Genomic DNA, 21,929 nt, shown 5'->3' with positions numbered 1-21,929 from the left:
CGGCTACGCAGCGGCTGGCCGGGGCTGCCGAGAGCTTACTCGCCGGCCAGGTACTGCACCGCCGTAATGGTGCCGCCTTCTACTTTCAGGCCTTGCGTGGCCGTTTTGGTGCTGGCGTCGATCTTGTACACGTAGCTGGTGCCGTCCTTCAGGTTCACGCCTAGGTAGGCGGTGCGGCCGTCTTTCGGGGTGTAGTTGTTGGTGGTCAGGCTCAGGATATCGGCCTTGGCCGGCAGCCCGGCTACGGGGGCAAAGGTTTTGTCGGCCACGTTCAGGATGCCCACGTTCAGGCCGGCCACGTACGCGCCCTTCTCGGCCCGCGTGGTGGCGCCCACCAGGTAGGTATTATTGCCGAGGTACAGCCAGTTGGTGATGTTCATCCCGCCGCTGATCGACTCGAAGTTCAGGTAGTACGACTGGTCGAACTCGGTGGTGCCCGCCTTGATGCGCGTAATGGCCGAGGGCTTGGTGGAGCTGAGCATGCCGCCGGTAGCGGCCACAGCCGCCGAAAACGCGTACACGTCGCCGTTTTCTACCACCGAGAGGCCGTCGGTGAAGTAGCGGCCGATAAAGCTCGTGCGGTTGTCGCGAATGATCTTCTCCACCCGCATGTCGGCGTAGTTGTACACCGCAATCCAGGCGCTGTCGGGGTAGGCGGTGTTAAAGCGGTTGTCGTTGATGCAGAAGTACGGCGCAAACACGTTGTTGCCCACCTGCTTTAGCCAGCTGAAATGCGCCAGCTCGCCGTTGCGCGTCAGGTTCAGCGTGTTGGTGCTGCCTTCGGCCGAAATCAGCAGGCTGTTGGTGTTCACCTTGTACCAGCTGGAGGTAGGCGAGGCCAGGCTGCGCGAAATCTTGAACAGCAGCAAGTCGTTCTGCACCGGCGCAAAGGCCTGAACCGTTTCCGTCTGGAAGTTGGTGAGGCGCGTGAGCTTGCCGCCCTGGTTGCCGTAGGCCGTTACGGCGCCGGGGTTGCCCTGCCCGTAGAGCATGCTGAAGAACTTGTTGTTGTGCGTTACATAGTAGCGGTAGGTGCCGTCCTGCTCAATGCCGTTGCCCGCCGTCGAGATAGTGCCCGATTCCAGCGTGCGGGCGTTCAGCAGGTAGTCGGCCACGCCGGTGGAGGCGGCCGGCGTCACCGTCAGAATGTAGTTACCCGCGTTGTCGGGCGTGGTGGCGGTGTCGTTGTTGTCGCAGGCGGTTAAAGCGGCCGCGGCGCACAGCGCGGCAAGGGTAGTTCTGAGCTTCATGGGGGTGGCTACCGGTTGGTGGTTTTGTTGAAGAAGCAGCGGAAGTTGACGTAGAAAGCACGCCCAGGCTTCTGCAGGCTGAAGTTGTCGTAGAGCAGGGCATTGGCGAGGTTGCGGCCCTCGAGCCCGAGGTTGTAGCGGCCGTTTTTCAGGCTGTACACCACGTTCAGGTCGTGGCTTAGCTGCTGCGAAATGTTGAGCTTGTCGCCGCCGCGGCTGGGCCAGTACAGGTAGAATTCGTGCACGTACTGCAGGTTGTAGCCCATGCTGAGGCTGTTGCCGCTGCCGCCGAATTCGGGCAGCAGAAACGAGGCATCGGCGTTGCCGAACAGGTAAGGAATGTTCGGCAACTGGTCGTGGTACACCGGGCTCACGCCCGTGTAGCCCGGCTCGTACCGCTGCATGTTTTGCAGGTACTGGTAGGTAAGCGTGGCCCCGGCCGAAAACCGGGTTTTGTGCGAGTAGCGCACCTCCGCATCGGCGCCCACCGTACGTACGCCTTCGCGGTTATCAGCCACCAGCCGCGACTGATTATTGTTCAGGCGGTTGTAAATGAAGTTGCTCGAGTGCCGGTACACCGCGTTGGCCGTTACCAGCAGGCGGTCGTCGGGGCCGATGGCGTAGTTGTAGCTCAGCCCCAGGTTGACGTTGTTGCTTTTTTCGGGGCGCAGGCCGGGGTTGCCCTCCTGGTTTTCCACGTCGCCGAAAATCTCCTGCGCCTCCGGCATGCGGTTCGTTAGCTCGTAGGAGCCTTTCAGCTGCAGCTCGGGCCGCACAAAGTACGTGGCCGCCACGCCGTAGCCGAGCTTGTTGGTGGTAGCCTTGCCGGCGCCCGCCCCCACCACGTTGTGCTGCGTGATGTGCTTGCCGAACACCGACGCGCTCCAGTCGTCGCTGACGTTGTAGGAGTAGCCCAGCCCCAGTACGTTCTTCTGCGTTTTCAGGGGCTGATCCACCACCGCCGGGTTCAGGGCGTCGGCGCCCTTGCGGTTGAAGGTATTGAAGACGTTGCTCAGCGCCAGGGCATGGTGCTCACCCAGGCGGTAGTTAAGCATGGCCGTGGCCAGGCCGTTGTTGTTGCGGTACTTGTACAGGCTCCGCGACCGTTCGCCGCTGGTGCCAATGCGCTTGTAGTTGCCCAGCCAGTCGTAGCGCACGTTCATCGTGTCGATGTTCTGCTCGCTGCCCAGGTTGTAGTTGGCGTTGAGGGTCACATCGAGACCCTTCACCAGGTTCTCCTTTTTGTACTTGAGGGTAGGCATCAGGATGTTGCCGCGGCGGTGCCAGCCCCCAAACACCGATACCATGCGCGCCCCGGTCTGGATTTCCTTGTAATTTTTCCCGACGGTCACGCCCAGCAACAGCTTATCGGCGAAGCGCTTGTCCACCACGCCCACGTTGGCAATCAGCGTTTCGTTGTGGTAGGTATCGTGAAAGCGTCGCACACGCTTGCCAGGTTCGTAGGCGCCGGTGTTGATGTCGGCTGCGTCTACCTTCACCCGGTAGTTGTTGTCGGAGTAATTTTGAAACGCGCTGATCTGCGCCGTCAGGCCACTGCGCGAGGTTGCGGCCGCATTCACGACGCTGCGGTGCGTGTTGAACGAGCCGAAGGAATAGGAGGCATCGACGTAGTTGCGCTGCCGGTTGCCGGTTACAATGTTGATGGCGCCACCTAGGGCATCGGAGCCGAGCCAGATAGGCACCACGCCCTTGTACACTTCAATGCGCTCGGCCGCGTTGATCGGGATGTTGTTGATCTGGAACGACGACCCAAAGCCATCCATCGGGATGCCGTCGATGAAGTAGCGGACGTGGTTGCCCGAGAAGCCGTTGAGCGACAGGTTGAAGTTGGAGCCCACGCCGCCCGACTCCCGCACCCGAATGCCGGCCACGCGGTCGAGCGCGCCGGCCAGGTCCAGCGTGGTGTTGTACAGCTGCTTGGCATCAACGGCCGTCACGTTGAACGCCTGCCGGTTGGTTTCCTGCACCGCCGAGCGGCCCACCACCGTTACCCCGGCAATATCCACCGAGGCCTCCTCCACCGTTAAGGCAACCACCGTTTCCTGCCCGGCCGCCACCGCAACGGTGCGTTGCAGCGGCTTGTAGCCGATGCCGGTAACCACCAGCGTGTACGAGGCCGGCGGAACGTTGCGGATGGCAAAACCGCCGGCCGCGTCGGTTACCGCTCCCAGCGGTGTACCTTCCAGCCTTACGGTAAGCGAAGGCACTACCGCGCCGAATTTGTCCTTGAGCGTTCCTCGGACCAACCCAAGGTTTTGCGCGCTGGCCACAATACTGTAGGTATACAGTACTACCAGCAGCAAATTTTTCCGAATTTGCATTGCTTTTTAAACGTCCCTGTTTGAAAGCGACCCGGGTTTCCCCGGGTGAGCCCCGTAGCGCCAACTACGGGGCTCTTTTTTTGCAAAAGTGGAGCTTACTTAGACTCGTTCCAAATTAAATTTAGAATTAGTCCAAATAATAATGTGGGATCCCGCCCGCGCTAATCCCCAGCTTTGAGGGCGCAGCCAGCCAATCAGCTCGGACATAAAGCCTTACCGCTAAATGGGCCGGTATCTAGCACCTGAAGGGCCCGATAGACAGTATTCAAAAGCTCAACCCACCGCGGCTGATTAACTTGGAGGCTTAATTGTAACCACCGGCCTTATGCTGATGCCTTACCTGCTTGCTTTCTTGGTTGCGCTCTCGCCTGCCGCCGATCAACCCGCGGCTACGGCCGCCGGGTCAGCGCCGAGGACCGCGGCGGCTCAGCCGGAGGGGCTCGCCGCCTACGTAGAGCAGCAGGCTCGGCAGGGATTTAGCGGCGCGGTGCTGGTAGCCCGCGGCGCAGAGGTTCTGCTGGAGCAGGAGGCAACCACCGGCGCGGCCACGCGGCCCGTCCGGGCCTACTGGCTAGGCTCGTTGAGCAAGCAGTTTGCCGCTGCCGCGGTGCTGAAGCTGGCCGAGCAGGGCCGGCTGCAGGTGCAGGACTCGCTGCCGCGGTTTTTTGCGGCGGTACCGGCCGACAAGCGCCGCATCACCCTGCATCAGCTGCTGACTCACACCGCGGGCCTGGCAGACCGTTATTCCGCGGACGGGGAAACTGACTTCAACCGGGCTGTGCGCGCCATCCTGCGCCAGCCCCTCAGCGCTGCTCCGGGTAAGGGATACCGATACTCCAGCGACGGCTATGCCCTGCTGGCGCTGGCGGTGGAAAAAGCGGCGGGCATGCCCTACGAGCAGTACCTGCGAACCCAGCTGCTCGAGCCCGCGGGGCTCCGGCAAACCGGCTTCTGGGGCGAGCCGCTGCCGCCTGACCTTAAGCTGGCCCCGGTCTTGGATGAGCAGCGCACCCGCCGGGTTGATTCGCGGGTGTACCGCCAGGGGCAGAGCCAAGCCAACTACGGCTACCGGGGTGCCACGGGCATGTACAGCACCGCCCGGGATCTGCTGCGCTGGATTAGCGCACTGCGCGGCCGGCAGCTGCTGGGGGAAGGCAGTCTGCGGCAGCTGTGGGCGCCGGCCGTGCCGGTGCGGCGGGAAGGCGAGCGGGAGGTATTTTACGGCTACGGCTGGGTAGTGCTCACCCGCGGCGGGCAAACCGTAGAGCTGCGCCACAGCGGGGTGGAGGACTGGCTCGGCCACAACAGCCACCTGATCCTGGCGGGCGAGTACACCATTGCGGTGCTATCCAATGCCGGCGACCCCAACGGGGAGGCCTGGAGCCGGAAAGTGGCCGAGGGCCTGCAGCAGCGACTTGCTGCGCCCTGAAGCCCGATATTTCTCAGCCGCGACTGCCGCAGCTAAGCCAGTTTTTCCAGCACGTACACCTGCAGCAGCCCGCGCCGGACAAAGCCAAGCTTAAGGTAGAGCCGGTAAGCCGGGGTGTTGTCCTCGTACAGGTGGAGGAAGGGTACACGCCCCTGGGCGAGGATGCGGACGAGCTGGTAGCATACCAGCTGCCCGGCGTAGCCGCGGCCCAGGTAGTCGGGGTGGGTGCACACGGCGCTGACTTCGGTGTAGGGCGATGGCTGCAGCCGCTGTCCGGCCATGGCCACCAGCTCGCCCCCGTGCTTTACGCCGTAGTAGCCGCCAAAGTCAATGGTGCGGGAGAGAAAGGGGCCCGGCTTGGTCAGGGCCGTCAAAGCCAGCATGGCAGGTACGTCCGCCTCCCCGAGGGCCACAAGGTGATCTGCCGGCGCGACCGGCGCGGCGGCGTGCGGATATACCAGCTGCAGCAAGTCCCGGTGCAGATTGACCCGCCAGCCCGCGGGCGGGGCGATGGCTGCCGGCGTGAACAGGATGACAACTTCCCCCGCCGGGGTGAGCTCGTGCAGGCGGCCTAAGTTAGCGGGCGTGTACTCAGCCAGCCCGGCAAAGGCACCCACGTCGCGGGGAAATACCAGCACCGACTCGTCGCCCCGGGTCAGGGCCTGGTTGCCGGTGCGCAGGGCGTGCCAGATGGGGTTGTCGAGGGGGTGTTCCGAAGCTGGGGAAAGCGGAGAGCCCGGGATTAGCAGCATGCAGCAAGAAAGGGTTAACCGGCCCGAAAGTACAACGCCGGGCGGGCAGCAGCGTCAGCTCAGCAGCTGCAGCAGGTCCTCCCGGCTTAAGTGCTTGAGCAGCGCGGCGTCCGTCTGGATAAGCTCGCTGGCCAGGGCGCGCTTGCCCTGCTGCAGCTCCTGCATTTTCTCCTCCACCGTGCCGGGGCAGATTAGCCGCACGGCCACCACCTTGCGGGTCTGACCCAGGCGGTGGCTGCGGTCAATGGCCTGGTTTTCCACGGCCGGATTCCACCAGGGGTCAACCAGGTACACGTAGTCGGCCGCGGTGAGGTTAAGGCCCACCCCGCCGGCCTTGAGGGAAACCAGCAGCACGCGCACGGCCTCGTCTTCCTGGAAGGCGCTGACCACCGCGGCCCGGTCTCGGGTCCGGCCGGTAAGCAAGGCGTAGCGGATGCCGCAGGCGTCAAGCTCGGGGCGGATCAGCTCCAGCATGCCCACGAACTGGGAGAATACCAGCACCTTGTGGTGCGGGGTGCGCTGCGTGAGCTCCTCGAGCAGCACCTGCAGCTTGGCGGACTCAACGCCGTAGCTTTCCTCGTCGGGCAGCAGAGCCGGGGAGTTGCAGAGCTGGCGCAGGCGGGTGAGCCCGCGCAGCAGGTGCAGGCCTTGCCGCCCCGGGGCTTCTTCCAGCTGGCCCAGCAGGCGGGCGCGCACGGCGGCCCGGCAGGCGTCGTAGAGGTGGCGCTGCCCGGCGCCCAGCTCGCAGTACAGGGTGATTTCCGTTTTGGCGGGCAGCTGGGTGAGCACCTGGGCTTTGGTGCGCCGTAGCACGAAGGGTTTGATTTTAAGCTGCAGCTCGCGGGCGCGGGCCTCGTCCTCGAACTTGTCGATGGGCAGCAGGTAATGGTCGCGGAAGTAAGCGCGGGAACCCAGCAGGCCGGGGCAGGCAAAGGAAAGCAGGGCGTGCAGGTCCAGGGTTTGGTTTTCCACCGGGGTGCCGGTGAGCACCAGCCGCTGCCGGGCCGTGAGCAGGCAGGCGGCTTTGTAGCGCTGGGAGTCGGGGTTCTTGATGGCCTGCGCCTCGTCGAGCACGACGTAGTCGAAGGCGCAGCGGCGCAGCCAATTGATGTCCGAAACCAGGGTGTTGTAGGTGGTCAGCACCAGGTCGGCGGCGGCCAAGGCATTAGCGCCGGGGCGGCGCTGCCCGTGCAGCGCCAGCACCCGCAGGTGGGGAGTAAACCGGGCCGCCTCGGCCTGCCAGTTAAACAGCAGGGAGGTGGGCACCACCACCAGGCTGGGGCCGCGGTTTTCGGCGCCGGGCTGCTCGCGGCGGTGCTGCAGTAAGGCCAGCACCTGCAGGGTTTTACCCAGGCCCATGTCGTCGGCCAGGCAGCCCCCGAACCCAAACTCGGCCAGAAAGCTCAGCCAGCGCAAGCCCTGCTGCTGGTAGTCGCGCAGCTGGGCCTGCAGCCCCGCGGGCTTGGGCACCGGGGCAATGCCGGTAAAGTCGGCCGCGGCGGCCTGGAAGCGGGCCAGCCGCGTGCGGGCGGCGGCGTCGAGCTGGTTTTCGTCGTAGAGGCGAGCCAGGGTGGCAAAGCTCACGCTGGGCGTGCGCAGGCGCTCGTCGACGACCTCGCCGGCGGCGAAGTAATCCTGAAACTTTTCCAGCCACTCGGCGGGCAGGATGCCGCGGGTGCCGTCATCGAGGGTAACGTAGCGGCTGCGTTTGCGCGCGGCCAGCTGCAGCTGCCGCAGCCGGGCCCGCTGCGGACCGAACTGCACCTTAAGCTCGGTGTCAAACCAGTCGTTTTTCCCGCTTACGCGCACGGAAATCTGCGCCCGGTGCGGGTTCAGGCGGTTGCCCCGCAGCTCGTTGAAGCCCAGCACGGTGATGTCCAGCTTTTGCCACTCCTCAAAGGCGGCAATAAACCACTCCTCCCGCAGCAGATAAGCGCGGGGCAGGGACCAGGCATTGCCCGGGCTGCGCAGCTCCTCGGGATCGGGCAGGTGGCGCAGCAGCGCGGCGGTAAAGCGGGCTTCGGCAGCTGCGTCGCGCGCGAGCAGGAAGGGCCGGCCCAGCTCGTCGGTCGCGTAAACCTGCCGGTGGGACAGGACCGGCACCTCCCGCGGGCCGTAACGCATAACCGGCAGCAGCTCCACGTGGGGGCCCGCATCGGTCAGGTATAGCAGCCCCTGGGGTGGGGCGTCAAAGCCGGCGGAGACGATCTGCTCGGCCGTAGCGGGCCGCACGTAGCTGTAGCGCACCTGAAGCCGATCTTCCAGGCGGGCAAGCACGTCGGCCTGAAACTCGGCGAACTTGCTTTGGTGGATGAGCAGGGTGTTGTTGCGGCGCTGAAAAAAATCCACCACCCGCCACACGTCCAGGTCGTCGAGCAGGTGCCAGGCTCCGTGGGCGACCACGAAGTATTCGTAGCGGATGCGCAGCTCGGTAAGCGGGTAGGCCTGGTCATCCAGCCGCAGCTCGCCGCCGACTTCGTAAAACTCCCCGCGCTGATCAACCTGCAGGTGCACCTGCGCCCGCCCGCAGCGCAGCGTCACCGGCTGCAGGGACGCGGCCGTGGGTTTATCCGCCACTGCGCCGTCGTGCACGTACACCGGCAGGTTTTCGGGGTTAAGCACCACGGCCCGCAGCGCGGTAAGGGTGGCGGCCGAGCGGACGTCGTCGTAGTTCTGCTGCAGGCGCGCCAGCCCGGAGTAAAACTTCATAGCCGTCGGGTCGGCAAGGCGCCAGACTTCATCCAGGGGATTCAGCAGGGTTACTGGGTTGCGCAGCTTGCCGGTGGAACTCAGGCCTGCTTCGCCCAGGTACAGCAGCAGGTGACCGTAATAGCGGTGCCGACCAAGGATCAGCAGCCGGAGGGTTTGCTCGGCCGGGGCCGCAGGACGCGGCGGGGAAAGCAGCTGGCCGATGAGCTCCTGCTTGGCGGCAGCGCTGACGGCGAACAGCCCGGCCTGCCGGGGACGCACGCGCAGGCCTTCGGTCTCGTCAAAGCAAAGCTCCAGGTGCTCCTCCAGGGAACCGTTTACGTCCAGGCCGAAATCGCGGGCGCAGGGAGTCAGGTAGTGCCGGCGGGCGGCAGCGTCGAAGAACAGGCGCCAGGGCTTGCGCGCCAGCAGGGCGAGCAAAACCTGCACCTGCGGCTCACACCAACCCGCCTGCGCGGGGTCGCAGGAGCAGCTCAGGTGCAGGCCCGAGCTCGACTGGCGTATTTCCACCGTCGAGGCAACGCTCGCCCCAGCTTCCCCGGCCTGGTAGCGAAAGCGGCCGTAGTTGAGCTACAGCTGCTCAACCTGGATGCCAGGGTTCGGCCGCCGGACCGCGGTAAAAGCGAGGGTGGAGCGCAACTCCACCTCGGCCGGGGTCAGCGTCGTCAGGCTTACTTCCGGCAGCAAAAGCTGGTGAACCGGGTCAGCAGCGGAAGCAGGGTAGTCGTCCAAGTAAAAATCAGCTGGGGGTGAAGCGGTGCACGCCGGTCTAAAGATACGCACGCCCGGGGCCCGCTGGCCCGCAGCCAGGGCAGCGCAAAAGTTAACCAGGGATAAGCCGGCGCAATGGGGCCAGAAAAAACCGACCGGCCAGGTAAGCAGGCGGGCAAACCGGGGCCAGGCTCCGGCCGCGGAAATGGAAAGCATCGCCGAAGTTTAAAGCCGGAAACACCCGGGCGGAACAGTACAGGAGGGTTACGGCCAGGGAGCTTCTTTTCTTGGCCCCGAACTCGTCCCGTGCTCCGCGCCATGGTTGCCACTCGCCCGCTTACCTGTCTGCTGCTACCTGCCTTGCTGAGTTTGCCGTTGGGCAACCTAGGGGCGCAGGCGTTGCGCCGGCCGGTGCCCGATAAGCTGGTGGTGCTCACCTTCGACGACGCTTCGCTCAGCCACGCTACCTACGTAGCGCCGTTGCTGAAGCGCTACGGCTTTGGGGCCACGTTCTTCGTGTGCGAATTCAGGGAGCCGCCGTTTGCCGACAAAACCAAGTACATGAGCTGGGAGCAAATCCGGCAGCTCGACCGCATGGGCTTTGAAGTGGGCAGCCATACCCTCACGCACCGCCATGTCAACAAACTCTCGCGCGAGCAGATAGCCGCCGAGCTCGACTCGATAGAAACGCGCTGTCGACAATACGGCATTGCCCGGCCTACCACGTTTGCCTACCCCGGCTACGACACGCACCCGCTGGCCCTGGAGGTGCTGCGCGAGCGAGGCTACCAGTTTGCGCGTACCGGCGGCAGCAAGCAAGGCTACACCCGCGCCTATGCCCCGGCCGCCGACCATCCCTACCTCGTGCCCAGCTACTCCACCACCGGCAACAACCGCGAGCAGGTGTACGAGGCGCTGAAGCAGGCCAAGGATGGCCGCGTGGTGGTGCTTACTATTCATGGTGTGCCCGATGCGGCCCACGATTGGGTGAGCACACCGCCCGCCCTGTTCGAAGAATACCTGCGTTACCTCAAGGCCAAACGCTACCGGGTAATTGCCCTACGCGAGCTAGGCCGCTACGTCGATGTGCCCCGCGCCCTGGGTGCCCACAATGCCGCCGTACCAGTCAACTAAGCCACTGCCAACCTCCACCACCAAACCCGTTCGCCTGCTATGTTTCGAGCTGCTACCCGCAAAAGTTTAGTGTTGGCCCTAGGTAGCGGCAGCTTGCTGCTGGCCGGGCAAGCCCACGGCCAAGCCAAGTTGGCCACCGGCAGCCAGCCGGCCATGCCCACCGAGTGGCTCGATGCGGACACCGGCCACCGCGTGGTGCGGCTTACGCCCGCCGATGGCGCCAACCAAAGCTTTTACTTTCATAACCGGCCCTTCGTGAGCGGCGCCGGCGGCGACTGGATGGTGTACTACCACACCGATGAGCAGGGCAAGCAGCTGCGCAAACTCAACCTGAAAACCCGCGAGGTGCAGCCGCTTACGCGCTACTTCCGGCAGGTGAGCGGCGAGATTGTGGCCCCCAAGCGCCGCGAGGTGTTCTACCAAACCGCCGACACGGTGTACGCCACCCACGTTGACACCCGCAAAACGCGGCTGGTGTACGTTTTTACGGCCGATTTCAAGGCCAGCATCACCACCCTCAACGCCGACGAAACCCGGCTGGGCGGCGCCTGGGGCAGCGACGCCGAAAAGGAGATTTACCGCCAGTACCCCGAGAAGAAGGACTACTTCCGGCGCATCTACGACGCCAAGCTGCCGCGCACCCTGTTCACCATCAGCACGCAGGGCGGGCAGCTCACCAAGCTGTTCACCGACAACGCCTGGCTGAACCACGTGCAGTTTTCGCCCACCGATGCGCGGCTGCTCATGTTCTGCCACGAGGGCCCCTGGGAGCTGGTCGACCGCATCTGGACGATCGATACCAAAACCAAGCAGGTAACGCAGGTGCACAAGCGCACCATGGAGCGCGAAATTGCCGGCCACGAGTGGTTTGCCGCCGATGGCAAAACCATTTGGTTTGACCACCAGCTGCCGCGCGGCGCTACCTTCTTCGTAACCGGTACCGACCTGAAAACCGGCAAGCAGCGCAAGTACGAGCTGACGCGCGACGAGTGGTCGGTGCACTACACCTCCTCGCCCGACCAGAAGCTGTTTGCCGGCGACGGTGGCTACCCCACTTCGGTGGCGCACTCGCCCAACGGCCAGTGGATTTACTTGTTTCGGCCCGAGGGCGACAAGTTTAAAGCCGAGAAGCTGGTGAACCTGGGCAAGCACAATTACCAGCTCGAGCCCAACGTGCACTTCTCGCCCGATGGCAAGTGGATCATCTTCCGGGCCAACTTCGAAGGGCAGTCGCAGGTGTACGCTGTCGAACTCGCCAAGCCTGCCTCCTAGGTGCTGCAGCCTGCGCCGCCACCACCCCGACACTAACCCAACCACCCCAAGCCGATGATACCCGCCTTTACTCCGCAAGCCATGAGCCGCCGCGCCTTCGGGCATACCCTAGGTGTGCTGGGCCTGGGCCTGCTGCTGCCGGCCCTGCCCGCCGCGGCCAAGCGCCTGCCCAAGAAGAAAGACCTGCTGCGCACCATGACGCTGGCCAACGACTACTTTATGCAGAAGTGGCCGGATACGGGCAAGGAGATCGTGACAAACAAAACACGCCCCAGCAACATCTGGACGCGCGCCGTGTACTACGAGGGGCTAATGGCACTCCACGGCATCGATAAGCAAAAGCGCTACTACGACTACGCCGTGGATTGGGGCGAAAAGCACAAGTGGGGCCTCAACCGCGGCATCGAAACCCGCAACGCCGACAACCAGTGCTGCGGCCAAACCTACCTCGCGCTCCACGCCATCGACCCCAAGCCCGAGCGCATTCACGACATCAAAGCCAGCATCGATTTGATGATGCAAACCGAGCAAGCCGACGACTGGTGGTGGATTGATGCCCTGCAGATGGCCATGCCGGTGTTTGCCCGCCTCGGCGTGATGTACCAGGACAACCGGTACTTCGAGAAGATGTACCAGCTCTACGACTACGCCAAAACCAGGCACGGCGGCAACGGCCTCTTCAACGCGCAGGATGGCCTGTGGTGGCGCGACAAGGACTTTGTGCCGCCCTACAAAGAGCCCAACGGTGAGGATTGCTACTGGAGCCGCGGCAACGGCTGGGTGGTGGCTGCCATGGTGCGCGTGCTCGAAATTATGCCGAAGGATGCCCCGCACCGGCAGGAGTACGAGCAGATGTACCTGACGATGATGAAGGCCCTGCCGCCGCTGCAGCGCCCCGATGGGTTCTGGAACGTGAGCCTGCACGACCCCACGCACTTCGGCGGCAAGGAGCTGACGGGCACCGCCTTGTTTGTGTACGGCATGGCCTGGGGCATCAACCAGGGTTTGCTCGATGCCAAGCAGTACCAGCCCATTGTTACCAAAGCCTGGCAGGCAATGGCCTCGGAGGGCGTGCACAAAACCGGCTTTTTAGGCTACGTGCAGGGCACCGGCAAAGAGCCCAAGGACGGCCAGCCGGTTACCTACACCAGCAAGCCCGACTTTGAGGACTACGGCCTCGGCTGCTTTTTGCTGGCCGGTACCGAGCTCTGCAAGCTGAACGACAACCTCGATAAGGCCGCCGCCAAATCCTAGGTGCGCTTGGGCTGCCCCGCCGCGGCAGGGCAGCCCGGTTTCTTTCCTCCGACTTCTTCGCCCATGAAAAAGCATATCCTCCTGGCGGCCCTCCTGAGCGCGGCGCTTTCGCAAGCGCAGGCCCAGGCGCCCCGCTGGCCCGAGCTAACGCAGCAGCACAAACCCTGGACGCGCTGGTGGTGGCAGGGCTCAGCCGTGAATCCGCAGGACCTCACCCGCCTGATGACCCAGTACCAGCAGGCGGGCCTAGGGGGCTTGGAGATTACCGCCATCTACGGGGTGAAAGGCGCCGAAAACCAGTTCATCGATTTTCTGTCGCCGAAGTGGATGGATATGCTGGCGCACACCCTTACCGAAGGGCAGCGCCTGGGACTGGGCATTGATGTGGCGCAGGCTTCGGGCTGGCCGTTCGGCGGACCCTGGGTTTCGCCCGCCGATGCCTGCAAGTACGTGGCTTACCAAACCTATACCGTGCCCGGCGGGCAGCAATTAACCGAGCCGGTGCAGTACGTGCAAAAGCCGCTGCTGCGCACCGTGGGTCAGCCCATCGACCTCAAGCAGCTGGCCGACCCCATCACCAAAAATCCGAACCTGCAGCTGCACGCCTTTGATCAGGTGCGGTTTGAAAAGCCGCTGCCGCTGCAAACCCTGATGGCCTACTCCGACAAAGGCCAAACCCTGGACCTCACGGGCAAAGTAGCCGTCGACGGCAAGCTGAACTGGACGGCTCCGGCCGGCAGCACCTGGACGCTGTACGGCGTGTTTCAGGGCTGGCACGGCAAGATGGTGGAGCGCGCCGGCCCCGGCGGCGAAGGCGACGTAATCGACCACTTCTCGAAGCAGGCCACCGACAATTACTTGCGCCGTTTCGACGAGGCGTTCAAGGGCCGCGACGTGAAGCCCATCCGGGCGTTTTTCAACGACTCCTACGAGGTAGACGACGCTCAGGGCGAGGGCAATTGGACGCCGCAGCTCTTCGCTGAGTTTCAGCGGCGCCGCGGCTACGACCTGAAGCAGCACTTGCCCGCCCTGTTCGGCAAGGCCGCTACCGATGAAAATCAGCGCGTGCTCAGCGACTACCGCGAAACCATCTCGGAGTTGCTGCTCGAAAACTACACCCGCACCTGGAGCGAGTGGGCCAAAAAGCACGACGCGCTCATCCGCAACCAGGCGCACGGCTCGCCGGCCAATATCCTGGATTTGTACGCCGTAACGGACATTCCGGAAACCGAAGGGGAGGATTTGCTGCGCATCAAGTTTGCCTCGTCGGCGGCGCACGTAACGGGCAAGCCGCTGACCTCGGCCGAGTCGGCTACCTGGGAAAACGACCACTTTCTGTCGAAGCTTTCCGACGTGAAAAAGGCCATGGACCGCATGCTGCTCGGCGGCGTCAACCACACCTTTTACCACGGCACCAACTACTCGCCGCAGCAAGCGGCCTGGCCGGGCTGGCTGTTTTACGCCGCCGTGCACTTCAACCCCAACAACTCGTTCTGGCAGGACTTTGGACAGCTAAATCGCTACGTGGCGCGCTGCCAAAGCTTTTTGCAGGCCGGCAAGCCCTCCAACGACGTGCTGCTGTACCTGCCCATCTACGACTCCTACACCCGCCCCGGCAAGGTGCTGCTGCAGCACTACGACGGCATCGACCACGGCTTTAAGGGCATGACGGTAGGCGCCACCGGCCGCACCCTGCTCGAGCGCGGCTACGGCTTCGATTTTATATCGGACAAGCAGCTGCTGCAGGTAAAAGGCGCGGGCAAGGCTTTGCAAACGGGCGGTGCGGCTTACCAAACGGTGGTGGTGCCCAATGCGCAGGTAATGCCCCTGGCTACGCTCGAGCAGCTCCTCAAGCTGGCGCAGGGTGGGGCTACCATCATCTTCCAAAACCAGCTGCCCACCGATGTAAACGGCCTCGGCAACCTAGGAGCCCGGCGCGCAGCGTTCAAGAAGCTCCTAGGTCAGGTAAAGCTCGGCGCCGCGCAGGGAGAGGTGCAGAAGGCTAGCGTGGGCAAAGGCACGGTGCTGGTAGGCACCGACGTGGATCAGCTGCTCGCCGCTGCTAATGTAAAGCGCGAAAATATGGTTGACAGCGGCTTGGAGTTTGTGCGCCGCCGCCACGCCAAGGGCCACTACTACTACCTCGCCAATTGGGGCGACAAACCCGTGGAAGGCTGGGTGCCGCTGCAAACCGCCGCCAAGGCCGTAGCCCTCTACAACCCCATGACGGAGAAGCTGGGCATGGCCGCCGTGCGCACCGCCGCCAACGGCCGGCCCGAGGTGTATCTGCAGCTGGCCCCCGGCGAATCGTGCGTTCTGGAAACCAACGAAGCCGCGGTGAGCGGCCCCGCGTACGCCTACGCCAAACCAGCCGGCGCGGCGCAAGCCATTTCCGGTACCTGGGACATCAGCTTTGTGGCTGGTGGGCCCGAGCTGCCGGCCAAGGTGCAGCGCCAGCAGTTGGCCTCCTGGACGACCTTTGGCGGCGAAGCCGGGCAGAAGTTTTCGGGCACCGCGGCCTACACCATTTCGTTTGCCCAGCCCCAAGCCCCTGCCGCCGCCGATGGCTGGCTGCTCGACCTAGGGCGCGTGGGCGAAAGCGCCCGCGTGCAGCTAAACGGGCAGGAGCTGGGCACGCTCATCGGGCCCACGTACCAGGTGTTCATCCCCAAGGATCAGCTGAAAGCCACCAACACGCTGACCGTAAACGTGAGCAACGGCATGGCCAACCGCATTATTGATATGGACCGCCGCGGCGCGGAGTACCGGCAGTTCTACAACATCAATATGTCGGCGAAGCTGAAGGAAAACCGCAACGACAAGGGCCTGTTCACCAGCGCCAAGTGGGAGCCCAAGGAGTCGGGGCTGCTTGGACCCGTAACCCTGACGCCCACCAGCACCCACCCCGATAAACTGCAATAACTACCCAGGGCATGCTCACGCGTCGAACCTTTTTGGCTGGCCTAGCCCTGGCGCCGTTTGCGCGGGCCTGGGCGGGTGTAGTAGGTGATATGCAGCCGAAGCTGCTGGTGCCCAAGCGCAGCCTGGCCAGGTTCAGCAAGCACCTGCAGCCCGTGGGCCGGGCGCTCGAAATGGAGGACTACTACGTGTGGTGCAACAGTCCCATTTACGGGCCCGACGGCAGGGTGCATTTGTTTTTTTCGCGCTGGCCCAAGAGCAAGGGCATGGGTGGTTGGCTGAACAGCTGCGAAATAGCCCGCGCCGTGGCCGATACGCCCGAGGGGCCGTTTACCTACGCCGAAACGGTGCTGGCCCCGCGTGGCCCCGGCTACTGGGATGCCACCACCTGTCACAACCCGCACATCCAGTTGGTTGATGGCAAATACTGCCTGTTTTTCATGGGCTGCGCCAACGGCAAAACCGACACCAAGCGCATCGGCCTGGCCACTGCCGACCGACTGGAAGGACCCTGGACGCGCCCCGATCAGCCCTTGCTGCTGCCCGGCGAAGCTGGCGCCTGGGACGACCATTGCACCACCAACCCGGCCTTCGTGAAGCACCCCAACGGGCAGTACTGGCTGTACTACAAGTCGTGGAATACGCAGGAGTACCAAACCTCCAAGCACCCCACCATTCGGGGCAACCGCAAGTACGGGCTGGCCATTGCCGAGCGCCTGGAGGGGCCTTACGTAAAGCACCCCGGCAACCCGGTTATCGATTTCTCGCGCCTGGGTGACAACGCCGAAAACAAGCAGTTTGAGGATGCTTTTGTGTGGCGCGAACACAAGCAGTTCAACCTGTTGGCTCGCGACATGGGCGTGTACAACCACGAAGTAGGGCTGTACCTCGATTCGAAGAACGGCACCGATTGGGCCTATCCCAAAGTAGCTTACCTGCCGCTGCGCGAGTACGGCGTGCAAGAGCCGCCCGCGCCCAAGCACCTCAAGCGCTACGGCCGGCTTGAGCGGCCGCAGTTGCTCCTGTGCAACGGTAAACCCGAATACCTGTTTTGCGCCGCTCAAGGTGGTAAGTACCAAACGGCTTCGGCTTTTATTTTCCGGATCGGGTAAGGCCAAGCTTGCGCCATTGCGGCGGCCTAAACTGACTTGGATATCGGTTTTGCTTATGCGCCATCATCAGTTACTTACGCCGCTGCTAGCGGCTTGCCTGCTCAGCCTTTCCGCCACGGCCAACATTCGGCTGCCCGCCCTTATTGCCGACCACATGGTGCTGCAGCAGCAAGCCAGCGTGGCGCTGTGGGGCTGGGCCGACCCGGGCGAGGCCGTTACAGTAACGCCTAGCTGGAGCAACAAGCCCGTGCGCGTGGTGGCCGATGAGCAGGGCAAGTGGCTGGTGCGCGTGCCTACCGGTCGTGCGGGCGGGCCGTACGAGCTGAGCTTGGTGGGCAAAAACCGGCTGAGCGTGCGCAACGTGCTGCTCGGCGAGGTGTGGCTGTGCGCGGGGCAATCGAATATGGTGTTTCCCATCAGCAAGCGGCCGAACAGCGGCTCGTACTCGGGCGTGGTAAACGAGGCGGAGGTGCTGCCCCAGGCCAACTACCCGGCCATTCGCATGTTCACGGTGAAAAACCAAGTAGCCGACACGCCGCAGCCCAATGCCGAGGGCAGCTGGGTTGCGTGCAGCCCGCAAACCGCGGGCGAGTTTTCGGCGGTGGCGTACTTCTTCGCCCAGGAAATTCACGAGCGCACCAAGCTGCCCATCGGGCTCGTCAACTCCTCCTGGGGCGGTACGCCGGCCGAGTCGTGGACGCGCCGCGAAGTGCTGGAGCAGGATGCTGATTTCAGGCCCATTCTGGCCCGCTACCAGCGTGGCCTCGAAACCTACGAGCAGGACCTGGCCGCCTACCACAGCAAGCGGCAGGAGTACCAGCAGGAGCGCGCCGCCAACCCCGGTTTGCGCCGCTCGGCGCCGCGCGAGCCCATCGGTGCCACCAGCAACAAGTCGCCCTACAAGAACTACAACGCCATGATTCATCCGCTGGTGCCGTTCACCTTGCGGGGCGTAATCTGGTACCAGGGCGAAAACAACGCCGAGCGCGCCTACCAGTACCGGCGCCTGTTTCCGGCCCTTATTGCCTCGTGGCGCGAGGAGTGGCAGCAGCCGAAGCTGCCGTTTTACTTCGTACAAATTGCCCCGCACCGCAGCCAGAACCCCGAAATCAGGGAAGCCCAATTGCTTACCATGCTAGCAGTGCCACAAACCGGCATGGCCGTGATTACCGATGCCGGCGACTCCACCGATATCCACCCGCGCAACAAGCAGGTGGTGGGCCACCGCCTGGCGCAGTGGGCGCTGGCGAAGGAATACGGCGAGAAAAAGCGCCCGTACTCGGGGCCGCTCTACGAAAGCCTGCGCGTGCAAAACGGGCAGGCGCACCTGCAGTTTTCGCACGCGCACGGCGGCTTGGTAGCCCGAGGTGGTCCGCTGCGCGAGTTCACCATTGCCGGGCCCGACAGCATATTTCATCCGGCGCAAGCCAAAATTGAAGGCAACCAAGTAGTGGTCTGGAGCAAGGAAGTGCCACAGCCCGTAGCCGTACGCTTTGCTTGGCAGCACGTGCCGTACCCAAACTTTTACAACGGCGCTGGCTTGCCAGCTTCGCCCTTCCGCACCGATACGTGGCGCACGCCCACGCAAGGCAAGCTGTAGGCTTCGGGTTCAGCCGACGGTACATTCTACATCATCGCCACCTAGGCGCGGCCGCAGCTCACGCTGACTGGGCTGAGCCTTGGGCGGTGTACCTAACCCATGCTCTAAACCGAATGGAAGAAGTAGCCTTTACCATGCAGCTGCGGCCGGGGGTAGCGGTCGAGTACCCGCGCCGGCACGAAGAAATCTGGCCCGAGTTGTCGGCAGTGCTGCAGCAGGCGGGCATCCGCGACTACTCCATTTTCCTCGACGAGGCCAGCGGCAAACTTTTCGCGATTCAGAAGCGCATTCCAAACCACACAGCTGATGAATTGCCGATGCAGGAGGTGATGCAACGCTGGTGGGCCTACATGGCAGACCTGATGGAAACCAACCCCGACAACTCGCCGATAGTTACCCCCTTGCGCCGGGTGTTTCATCAGTCCTAGGTGCAGCCGGCAAAAAGTACCCGATAGCAGGAGGGTGCGGGAGGGTATAGGCTACGGCAACGCCCAAATTGGCACCGTGGGAATCGCTCTGGCTGGTGGCTGGTATACCAAGCGCCGGCATCGGGAAGTGGCGGCGACTTGCGCCCAACGGGCCTGCCAAGCTGCCAGCCAGAGCTACCTCCGCCCTAGGTTTCGCCACTAACTACTTCGGCTATGCATTCCGTGCTTTCTTTTCTGTTGCCGCTGCTCGCCTGGCTGAGCACTTTCAGTTCGCCCGACGCGCACCCGGCTGCAGCGGACTGGACCAAGAACGTAGGCGCCAAAACGCTGCCCACCGGCAAAGCTACGTTTGCTGTAGCCAAGTACGGCGCCCTGCCCGATGGCAAAACGCTCAGCACCAAAGCCATTCAGAAAGCCATTGATGCTGCGGCTAAAAAGGGCGGGGTAGTAACCTTTGCGCCGGGGCAGTACCTCACGGGCTCCATCTTTCTCAAAAGGGGCGTAACGCTGCAACTCGATAAAGGCGTAACGCTGCTCGGCAGCCAGGACTTAAAAGATTACCCCGAAATGCCCTCGCGCATTGCCGGCGTAGAAATGACCTGGCCCGCGGCGCTTATCAACGTGCTCGATCAGGACAACGTAGCCATTACCGGCGAAGGCACCGTGGACGGGCAGGGCAAGCCGTTTTGGGATAAGTACTGGGCCATGCGCAAGGAGTACGACGCCAAAGGCCTGCGCTGGATTGTGGATTACGACGCCAAACGCCCCCGCACCTTGCTGGTAGCCAACTCCAGCAACGTTACCCTGAAGGGCATTACCCTACAGCGCGCCGGTTTCTGGACGGTGCACATCCTGTACTCGAAAAACGTAACGGCCGATGGCCTAGTGGTGCGCAACAACATTGGCGGCCACGGCCCCAGCACCGACGGCATCGACATCGACTCGAGCTCCTACGTGCTGGTGCAAAACTGCGACATCGACTGCAACGACGATAACTTTTGCCTGAAAGCCGGCCGCGACTGGGACGGCCTGCGCGTGAACCGGCCCACCGAGTACATCCTCATTCAGAACTGCGTAGCCGGCGCCGGCGACGGGCTGTTCACCTGCGGCTCCGAAACGTCGGGCAGCATCCGGCACGTAATTGCCCGCGGGCTCAAAGCCAAAGGCACCAAGTACGGCATCCGCCTAAAATCGGCCACCAACCGCGGCGGCGTGGTCGAGGACATTCTGGTGGAAGACATTGAAATGGAATCGGTGCGCGTGCCCATCATCATGACGATGAACTGGAACCCCTCGTACAGCTACTCCACGCTGCCCGCTGGCTACACTGAAGCCACCTTGCCCGAGCACTGGAAAAAGATGCTGGCCAAGGTGGAGCCCGAGCGCGGCACCCCGCACTTCCGCAACGTTACCATCCGCAACCTGCGCGCCACCAACGCCAAAGAGGCCATTTCGGCCGAAGGCCTGCCCGTGTCGCAGCTCGAGAACTTCACCTTCGAGAACATTACCATGACGGCGGCTTCGGCAGGTAAAATCGACCACGCGAAGGGCTGGAGCATAAGGGGCCTGCAAATCAAAGCCGAAGACCAGGAGCCGGTGGCCGTGCTGAACAGCACCGATATGAAGTACTAACCCCGCGCGGAGCCCTGGCCCTAGGTCGGGGCTCCGTTGTTTTTGGCCAATTGCCCTAGGTGCCGCAGCGCCTTTGCCGTTTTCAGTACACTGCCCATGAAAACCAGCCGCAACCTCTTCGCCGTGGGGCTTATCACCTCGCTGTTCTTTCTGTGGGGCTTTGCCGTCAACCTGAACCCGGTGCTCATTCCGCACCTCAAAAAAGCCTGCCAGCTCACCGATGCGCAGTCGGCGTTTATCGATTCGGCTTTTTTCGTGGCGTATTTCCTGATGGCGCTGCCCGCCGGTCGGTTTATGCAGCGGTTTGGCTATAAAGGCGGCATTCTGGTGGGCCTGGCGCTATTTGCTACCGGCGCTTTTCTGTTTTACCCCGCGGCCGAGGCGCGCACCTACGGCTTCTTTCTGGCGGCGCTGTTCATCATTGCCAGCGGGCTTACCTTCCTCGAAACCGCCGCCAATCCTTACATCACCGTACTTGGTCATGCCGACAGCGCCGCTCAGCGCCTCAACTTCGCGCAGTCGTTCAACGGGTTAGCGGCTACGCTGGCTCCGCTGGTAGGCGGTCAGCTCATTCTGTCGGGCCGCACGCTGACGGCCGCCGAGGAGCAGGCCATGAGCCCTGCCGAACTCTCCGCCTACCTAGGGCGCGAAGCTGCGGCCGTGCAGCTGCCCTACCTGGCTATTGGCGCGGTAGTGCTGCTGGTGGCTGTGGTGCTGTACTTCACGCGCTTGCCCGAGATTGTGGAGGATGCCGCCGAGCAGGAGGGCAGCCGCGCTACCTCGTTGTGGCAGGAGAAAAACCTGCTCCTGGGGGTAGTGGCGCAGTTCTTTTACGTGGGGGCGCAGGTGTGCATCAGCAGCTTTTTTATCCGGTTTGCGGGGCAGGTAGCCGGCATTGCCGAGAAAACCGCCACGCTGTATTTGTCGGGGGCATTGCTGGGCTTTATGGCCGGTAGGTTTATTGGAACGGCCCTGCTGCGCGTGGTGCCGCCGGCGCGGCTGTTGGCCATTTACAGCCTCGTGAACATGGCCCTGATTGGGCTGGCTGTAGGGTTGCGCGGGCAGTTGCCGGTGTATGCGCTGATGGGAGTGGAGTTCTTCATGTCCATCATGTTTCCCACCATCTTTTCGCTTAGCATTCGCGGCCTGGGTACCCACACCAAAGTGGGCTCATCATTGCTGATCATGGCCATTGTGAGCGGCGCCGTATTCCCGGTGCTGATGGGCTGGCTTTCCGACCTAAGCACCGTGCAAACGGCCTACGTGGTACCCGGCGGCTGCTTTGTGGTGGTGCTGCTCTTTGCCCTCACCAACCTTAAAACCGCCCGCCAACCCGCGCTAGTGGCGGCCGGCGGCCACTAACCCAAGCTGCGTTTCTCTTCATC

At 63.3% G+C, this 21,929-nt stretch carries 15 protein-coding genes; 10 read left to right on the top strand and 5 right to left on the bottom strand.

Annotated features, from left to right (window positions below; all coding sequences use genetic code 11):
- Positions 1-35: 35 nt before the first annotated feature.
- Together ASU33_RS04665 and ASU33_RS04660 are read right to left on the bottom strand one after the other, a co-directional pair.
- The gene (locus ASU33_RS04665; RefSeq protein ID WP_059068712.1) at positions 36-1,250 is read right to left on the bottom strand and encodes a DUF4374 domain-containing protein; all 1,215 of its coding nucleotides are present in this window, start codon (positions 1,248-1,250) and stop codon (positions 36-38) included.
- Between the two features lie 8 nt (positions 1,251-1,258).
- Positions 1,259-3,592, bottom strand: a complete 2,334-nt coding sequence (locus ASU33_RS04660; RefSeq protein ID WP_059068710.1) for a TonB-dependent receptor — start codon at positions 3,590-3,592, stop codon at positions 1,259-1,261.
- Positions 3,593-3,923: 331 nt separating this feature from the next.
- Here ASU33_RS04660 and ASU33_RS04655 point away from each other — a divergent pair, with 331 nt between their 5' ends.
- The gene (locus ASU33_RS04655) at positions 3,924-5,021 is read left to right on the top strand and encodes a serine hydrolase domain-containing protein (protein WP_160328132.1); all 1,098 of its coding nucleotides are present in this window, start codon (positions 3,924-3,926) and stop codon (positions 5,019-5,021) included.
- 32 nt (positions 5,022-5,053) lie between these two features.
- On the opposite strand, the gene ASU33_RS04650 is transcribed toward ASU33_RS04655, so the two are convergent.
- Genes ASU33_RS04650 through ASU33_RS21420 form a run of 3 tightly spaced genes read right to left on the bottom strand, consistent with a single transcriptional unit; the run spans position 5,054 to position 9,214 of the window.
- Positions 5,054-5,773, bottom strand: coding sequence for a GNAT family N-acetyltransferase (locus ASU33_RS04650; protein WP_059068705.1), 720 nt, complete (start codon positions 5,771-5,773; stop codon positions 5,054-5,056).
- A 54-nt stretch (positions 5,774-5,827) separates the two neighbouring features.
- Complete coding sequence (locus tag ASU33_RS04645) at positions 5,828-8,992, bottom strand: DEAD/DEAH box helicase (protein ID WP_059068703.1); 3,165 nt, start codon at positions 8,990-8,992, stop codon at positions 5,828-5,830.
- A 60-nt stretch (positions 8,993-9,052) separates the two neighbouring features.
- Positions 9,053-9,214 carry a hypothetical protein gene (locus ASU33_RS21420; RefSeq protein WP_160328131.1) on the bottom strand — a complete coding sequence of 54 codons (162 nt, stop codon included), beginning with the start codon at positions 9,212-9,214 and terminating at the stop codon, positions 9,053-9,055.
- A gap of 297 nt (positions 9,215-9,511) precedes the next feature.
- Here ASU33_RS21420 and ASU33_RS04635 point away from each other — a divergent pair, with 297 nt between their 5' ends.
- The 9 genes from ASU33_RS04635 to fucP all read left to right on the top strand — a co-directional run bounded on the left by ASU33_RS04635 (position 9,512) and on the right by fucP (position 21,906).
- A complete protein-coding gene (locus ASU33_RS04635) occupies positions 9,512-10,327 on the top strand; it encodes a polysaccharide deacetylase family protein (protein ID WP_059068699.1) in 816 nt (271 codons plus the stop codon).
- A gap of 39 nt (positions 10,328-10,366) precedes the next feature.
- Complete coding sequence (locus ASU33_RS04630) at positions 10,367-11,599, top strand: oligogalacturonate lyase family protein (protein WP_059068697.1); 1,233 nt, start codon at positions 10,367-10,369, stop codon at positions 11,597-11,599.
- Positions 11,600-11,680: 81 nt separating this feature from the next.
- A complete protein-coding gene (locus tag ASU33_RS04625; RefSeq protein ID WP_059068695.1) occupies positions 11,681-12,853 on the top strand; it encodes a glycoside hydrolase family 88/105 protein in 1,173 nt (390 codons plus the stop codon).
- A gap of 63 nt (positions 12,854-12,916) precedes the next feature.
- The gene (locus ASU33_RS04620; protein WP_059068692.1) at positions 12,917-15,775 is read left to right on the top strand and encodes a glycosyl hydrolase; all 2,859 of its coding nucleotides are present in this window, start codon (positions 12,917-12,919) and stop codon (positions 15,773-15,775) included.
- A gap of 11 nt (positions 15,776-15,786) precedes the next feature.
- The gene (locus ASU33_RS04615; protein ID WP_059068690.1) at positions 15,787-16,884 is read left to right on the top strand and encodes a glycoside hydrolase family protein; all 1,098 of its coding nucleotides are present in this window, start codon (positions 15,787-15,789) and stop codon (positions 16,882-16,884) included.
- Between the two features lie 55 nt (positions 16,885-16,939).
- On the top strand, positions 16,940-18,484 hold the full coding sequence (locus tag ASU33_RS04610) for a sialate O-acetylesterase (protein ID WP_059068687.1): 1,545 nt from the start codon (positions 16,940-16,942) through the stop codon (positions 18,482-18,484).
- Positions 18,485-18,597: 113 nt separating this feature from the next.
- Positions 18,598-18,912 (top strand): L-rhamnose mutarotase, encoded by a 315-nt coding sequence (rhaM, locus tag ASU33_RS04605; protein WP_059068685.1) that lies wholly within the window; start codon positions 18,598-18,600, stop codon positions 18,910-18,912.
- 213 nt (positions 18,913-19,125) lie between these two features.
- On the top strand, positions 19,126-20,544 hold the full coding sequence (locus ASU33_RS04600) for a glycoside hydrolase family 28 protein (RefSeq protein WP_059068683.1): 1,419 nt from the start codon (positions 19,126-19,128) through the stop codon (positions 20,542-20,544).
- Positions 20,545-20,640: 96 nt separating this feature from the next.
- Entirely contained in the window at positions 20,641-21,906 is a 1,266-nt protein-coding gene (fucP, locus tag ASU33_RS04595; RefSeq protein ID WP_059068681.1) for an L-fucose:H+ symporter permease, read from the top strand.
- Positions 21,907-21,929 lie beyond the last annotated feature (23 nt).

It is taken from the genome of Solirubrum puertoriconensis, assembly GCF_001483135.1.
GTDB lineage: Bacteria > Bacteroidota > Bacteroidia > Cytophagales > Hymenobacteraceae > Solirubrum > Solirubrum puertoriconensis.
This window is presented reverse-complemented; position numbering and strand designations above follow the sequence as displayed.

Excerpts from the sequence above, each read along its gene's own strand:
- ASU33_RS04665 (WP_059068712.1), bottom strand. The coding sequence starts at position 1,250 with ATGAAGCTCAGAACTACCCTTGCCGCGCTGTGCGCCGCGGCCGCTTTA.
- ASU33_RS04660 (WP_059068710.1), bottom strand. The coding sequence starts at position 3,592 with ATGCAAATTCGGAAAAATTTGCTGCTGGTAGTACTGTATACCTACAGT.
- ASU33_RS04655 (WP_160328132.1), top strand. The coding sequence starts at position 3,924 with ATGCCTTACCTGCTTGCTTTCTTGGTTGCGCTCTCGCCTGCCGCCGAT.
- ASU33_RS04650 (WP_059068705.1), bottom strand. The coding sequence starts at position 5,773 with ATGCTGCTAATCCCGGGCTCTCCGCTTTCCCCAGCTTCGGAACACCCC.
- ASU33_RS04635 (WP_059068699.1), top strand. The coding sequence starts at position 9,512 with ATGGTTGCCACTCGCCCGCTTACCTGTCTGCTGCTACCTGCCTTGCTG.
- ASU33_RS04630 (WP_059068697.1), top strand. The coding sequence starts at position 10,367 with ATGTTTCGAGCTGCTACCCGCAAAAGTTTAGTGTTGGCCCTAGGTAGC.
- ASU33_RS04625 (WP_059068695.1), top strand. The coding sequence starts at position 11,681 with ATGAGCCGCCGCGCCTTCGGGCATACCCTAGGTGTGCTGGGCCTGGGC.
- ASU33_RS04620 (WP_059068692.1), top strand. The coding sequence starts at position 12,917 with ATGAAAAAGCATATCCTCCTGGCGGCCCTCCTGAGCGCGGCGCTTTCG.
- ASU33_RS04615 (WP_059068690.1), top strand. The coding sequence starts at position 15,787 with ATGCTCACGCGTCGAACCTTTTTGGCTGGCCTAGCCCTGGCGCCGTTT.
- ASU33_RS04610 (WP_059068687.1), top strand. The coding sequence starts at position 16,940 with ATGCGCCATCATCAGTTACTTACGCCGCTGCTAGCGGCTTGCCTGCTC.
- rhaM (WP_059068685.1), top strand. The coding sequence starts at position 18,598 with ATGGAAGAAGTAGCCTTTACCATGCAGCTGCGGCCGGGGGTAGCGGTC.
- ASU33_RS04600 (WP_059068683.1), top strand. The coding sequence starts at position 19,126 with ATGCATTCCGTGCTTTCTTTTCTGTTGCCGCTGCTCGCCTGGCTGAGC.
- fucP (WP_059068681.1), top strand. The coding sequence starts at position 20,641 with ATGAAAACCAGCCGCAACCTCTTCGCCGTGGGGCTTATCACCTCGCTG.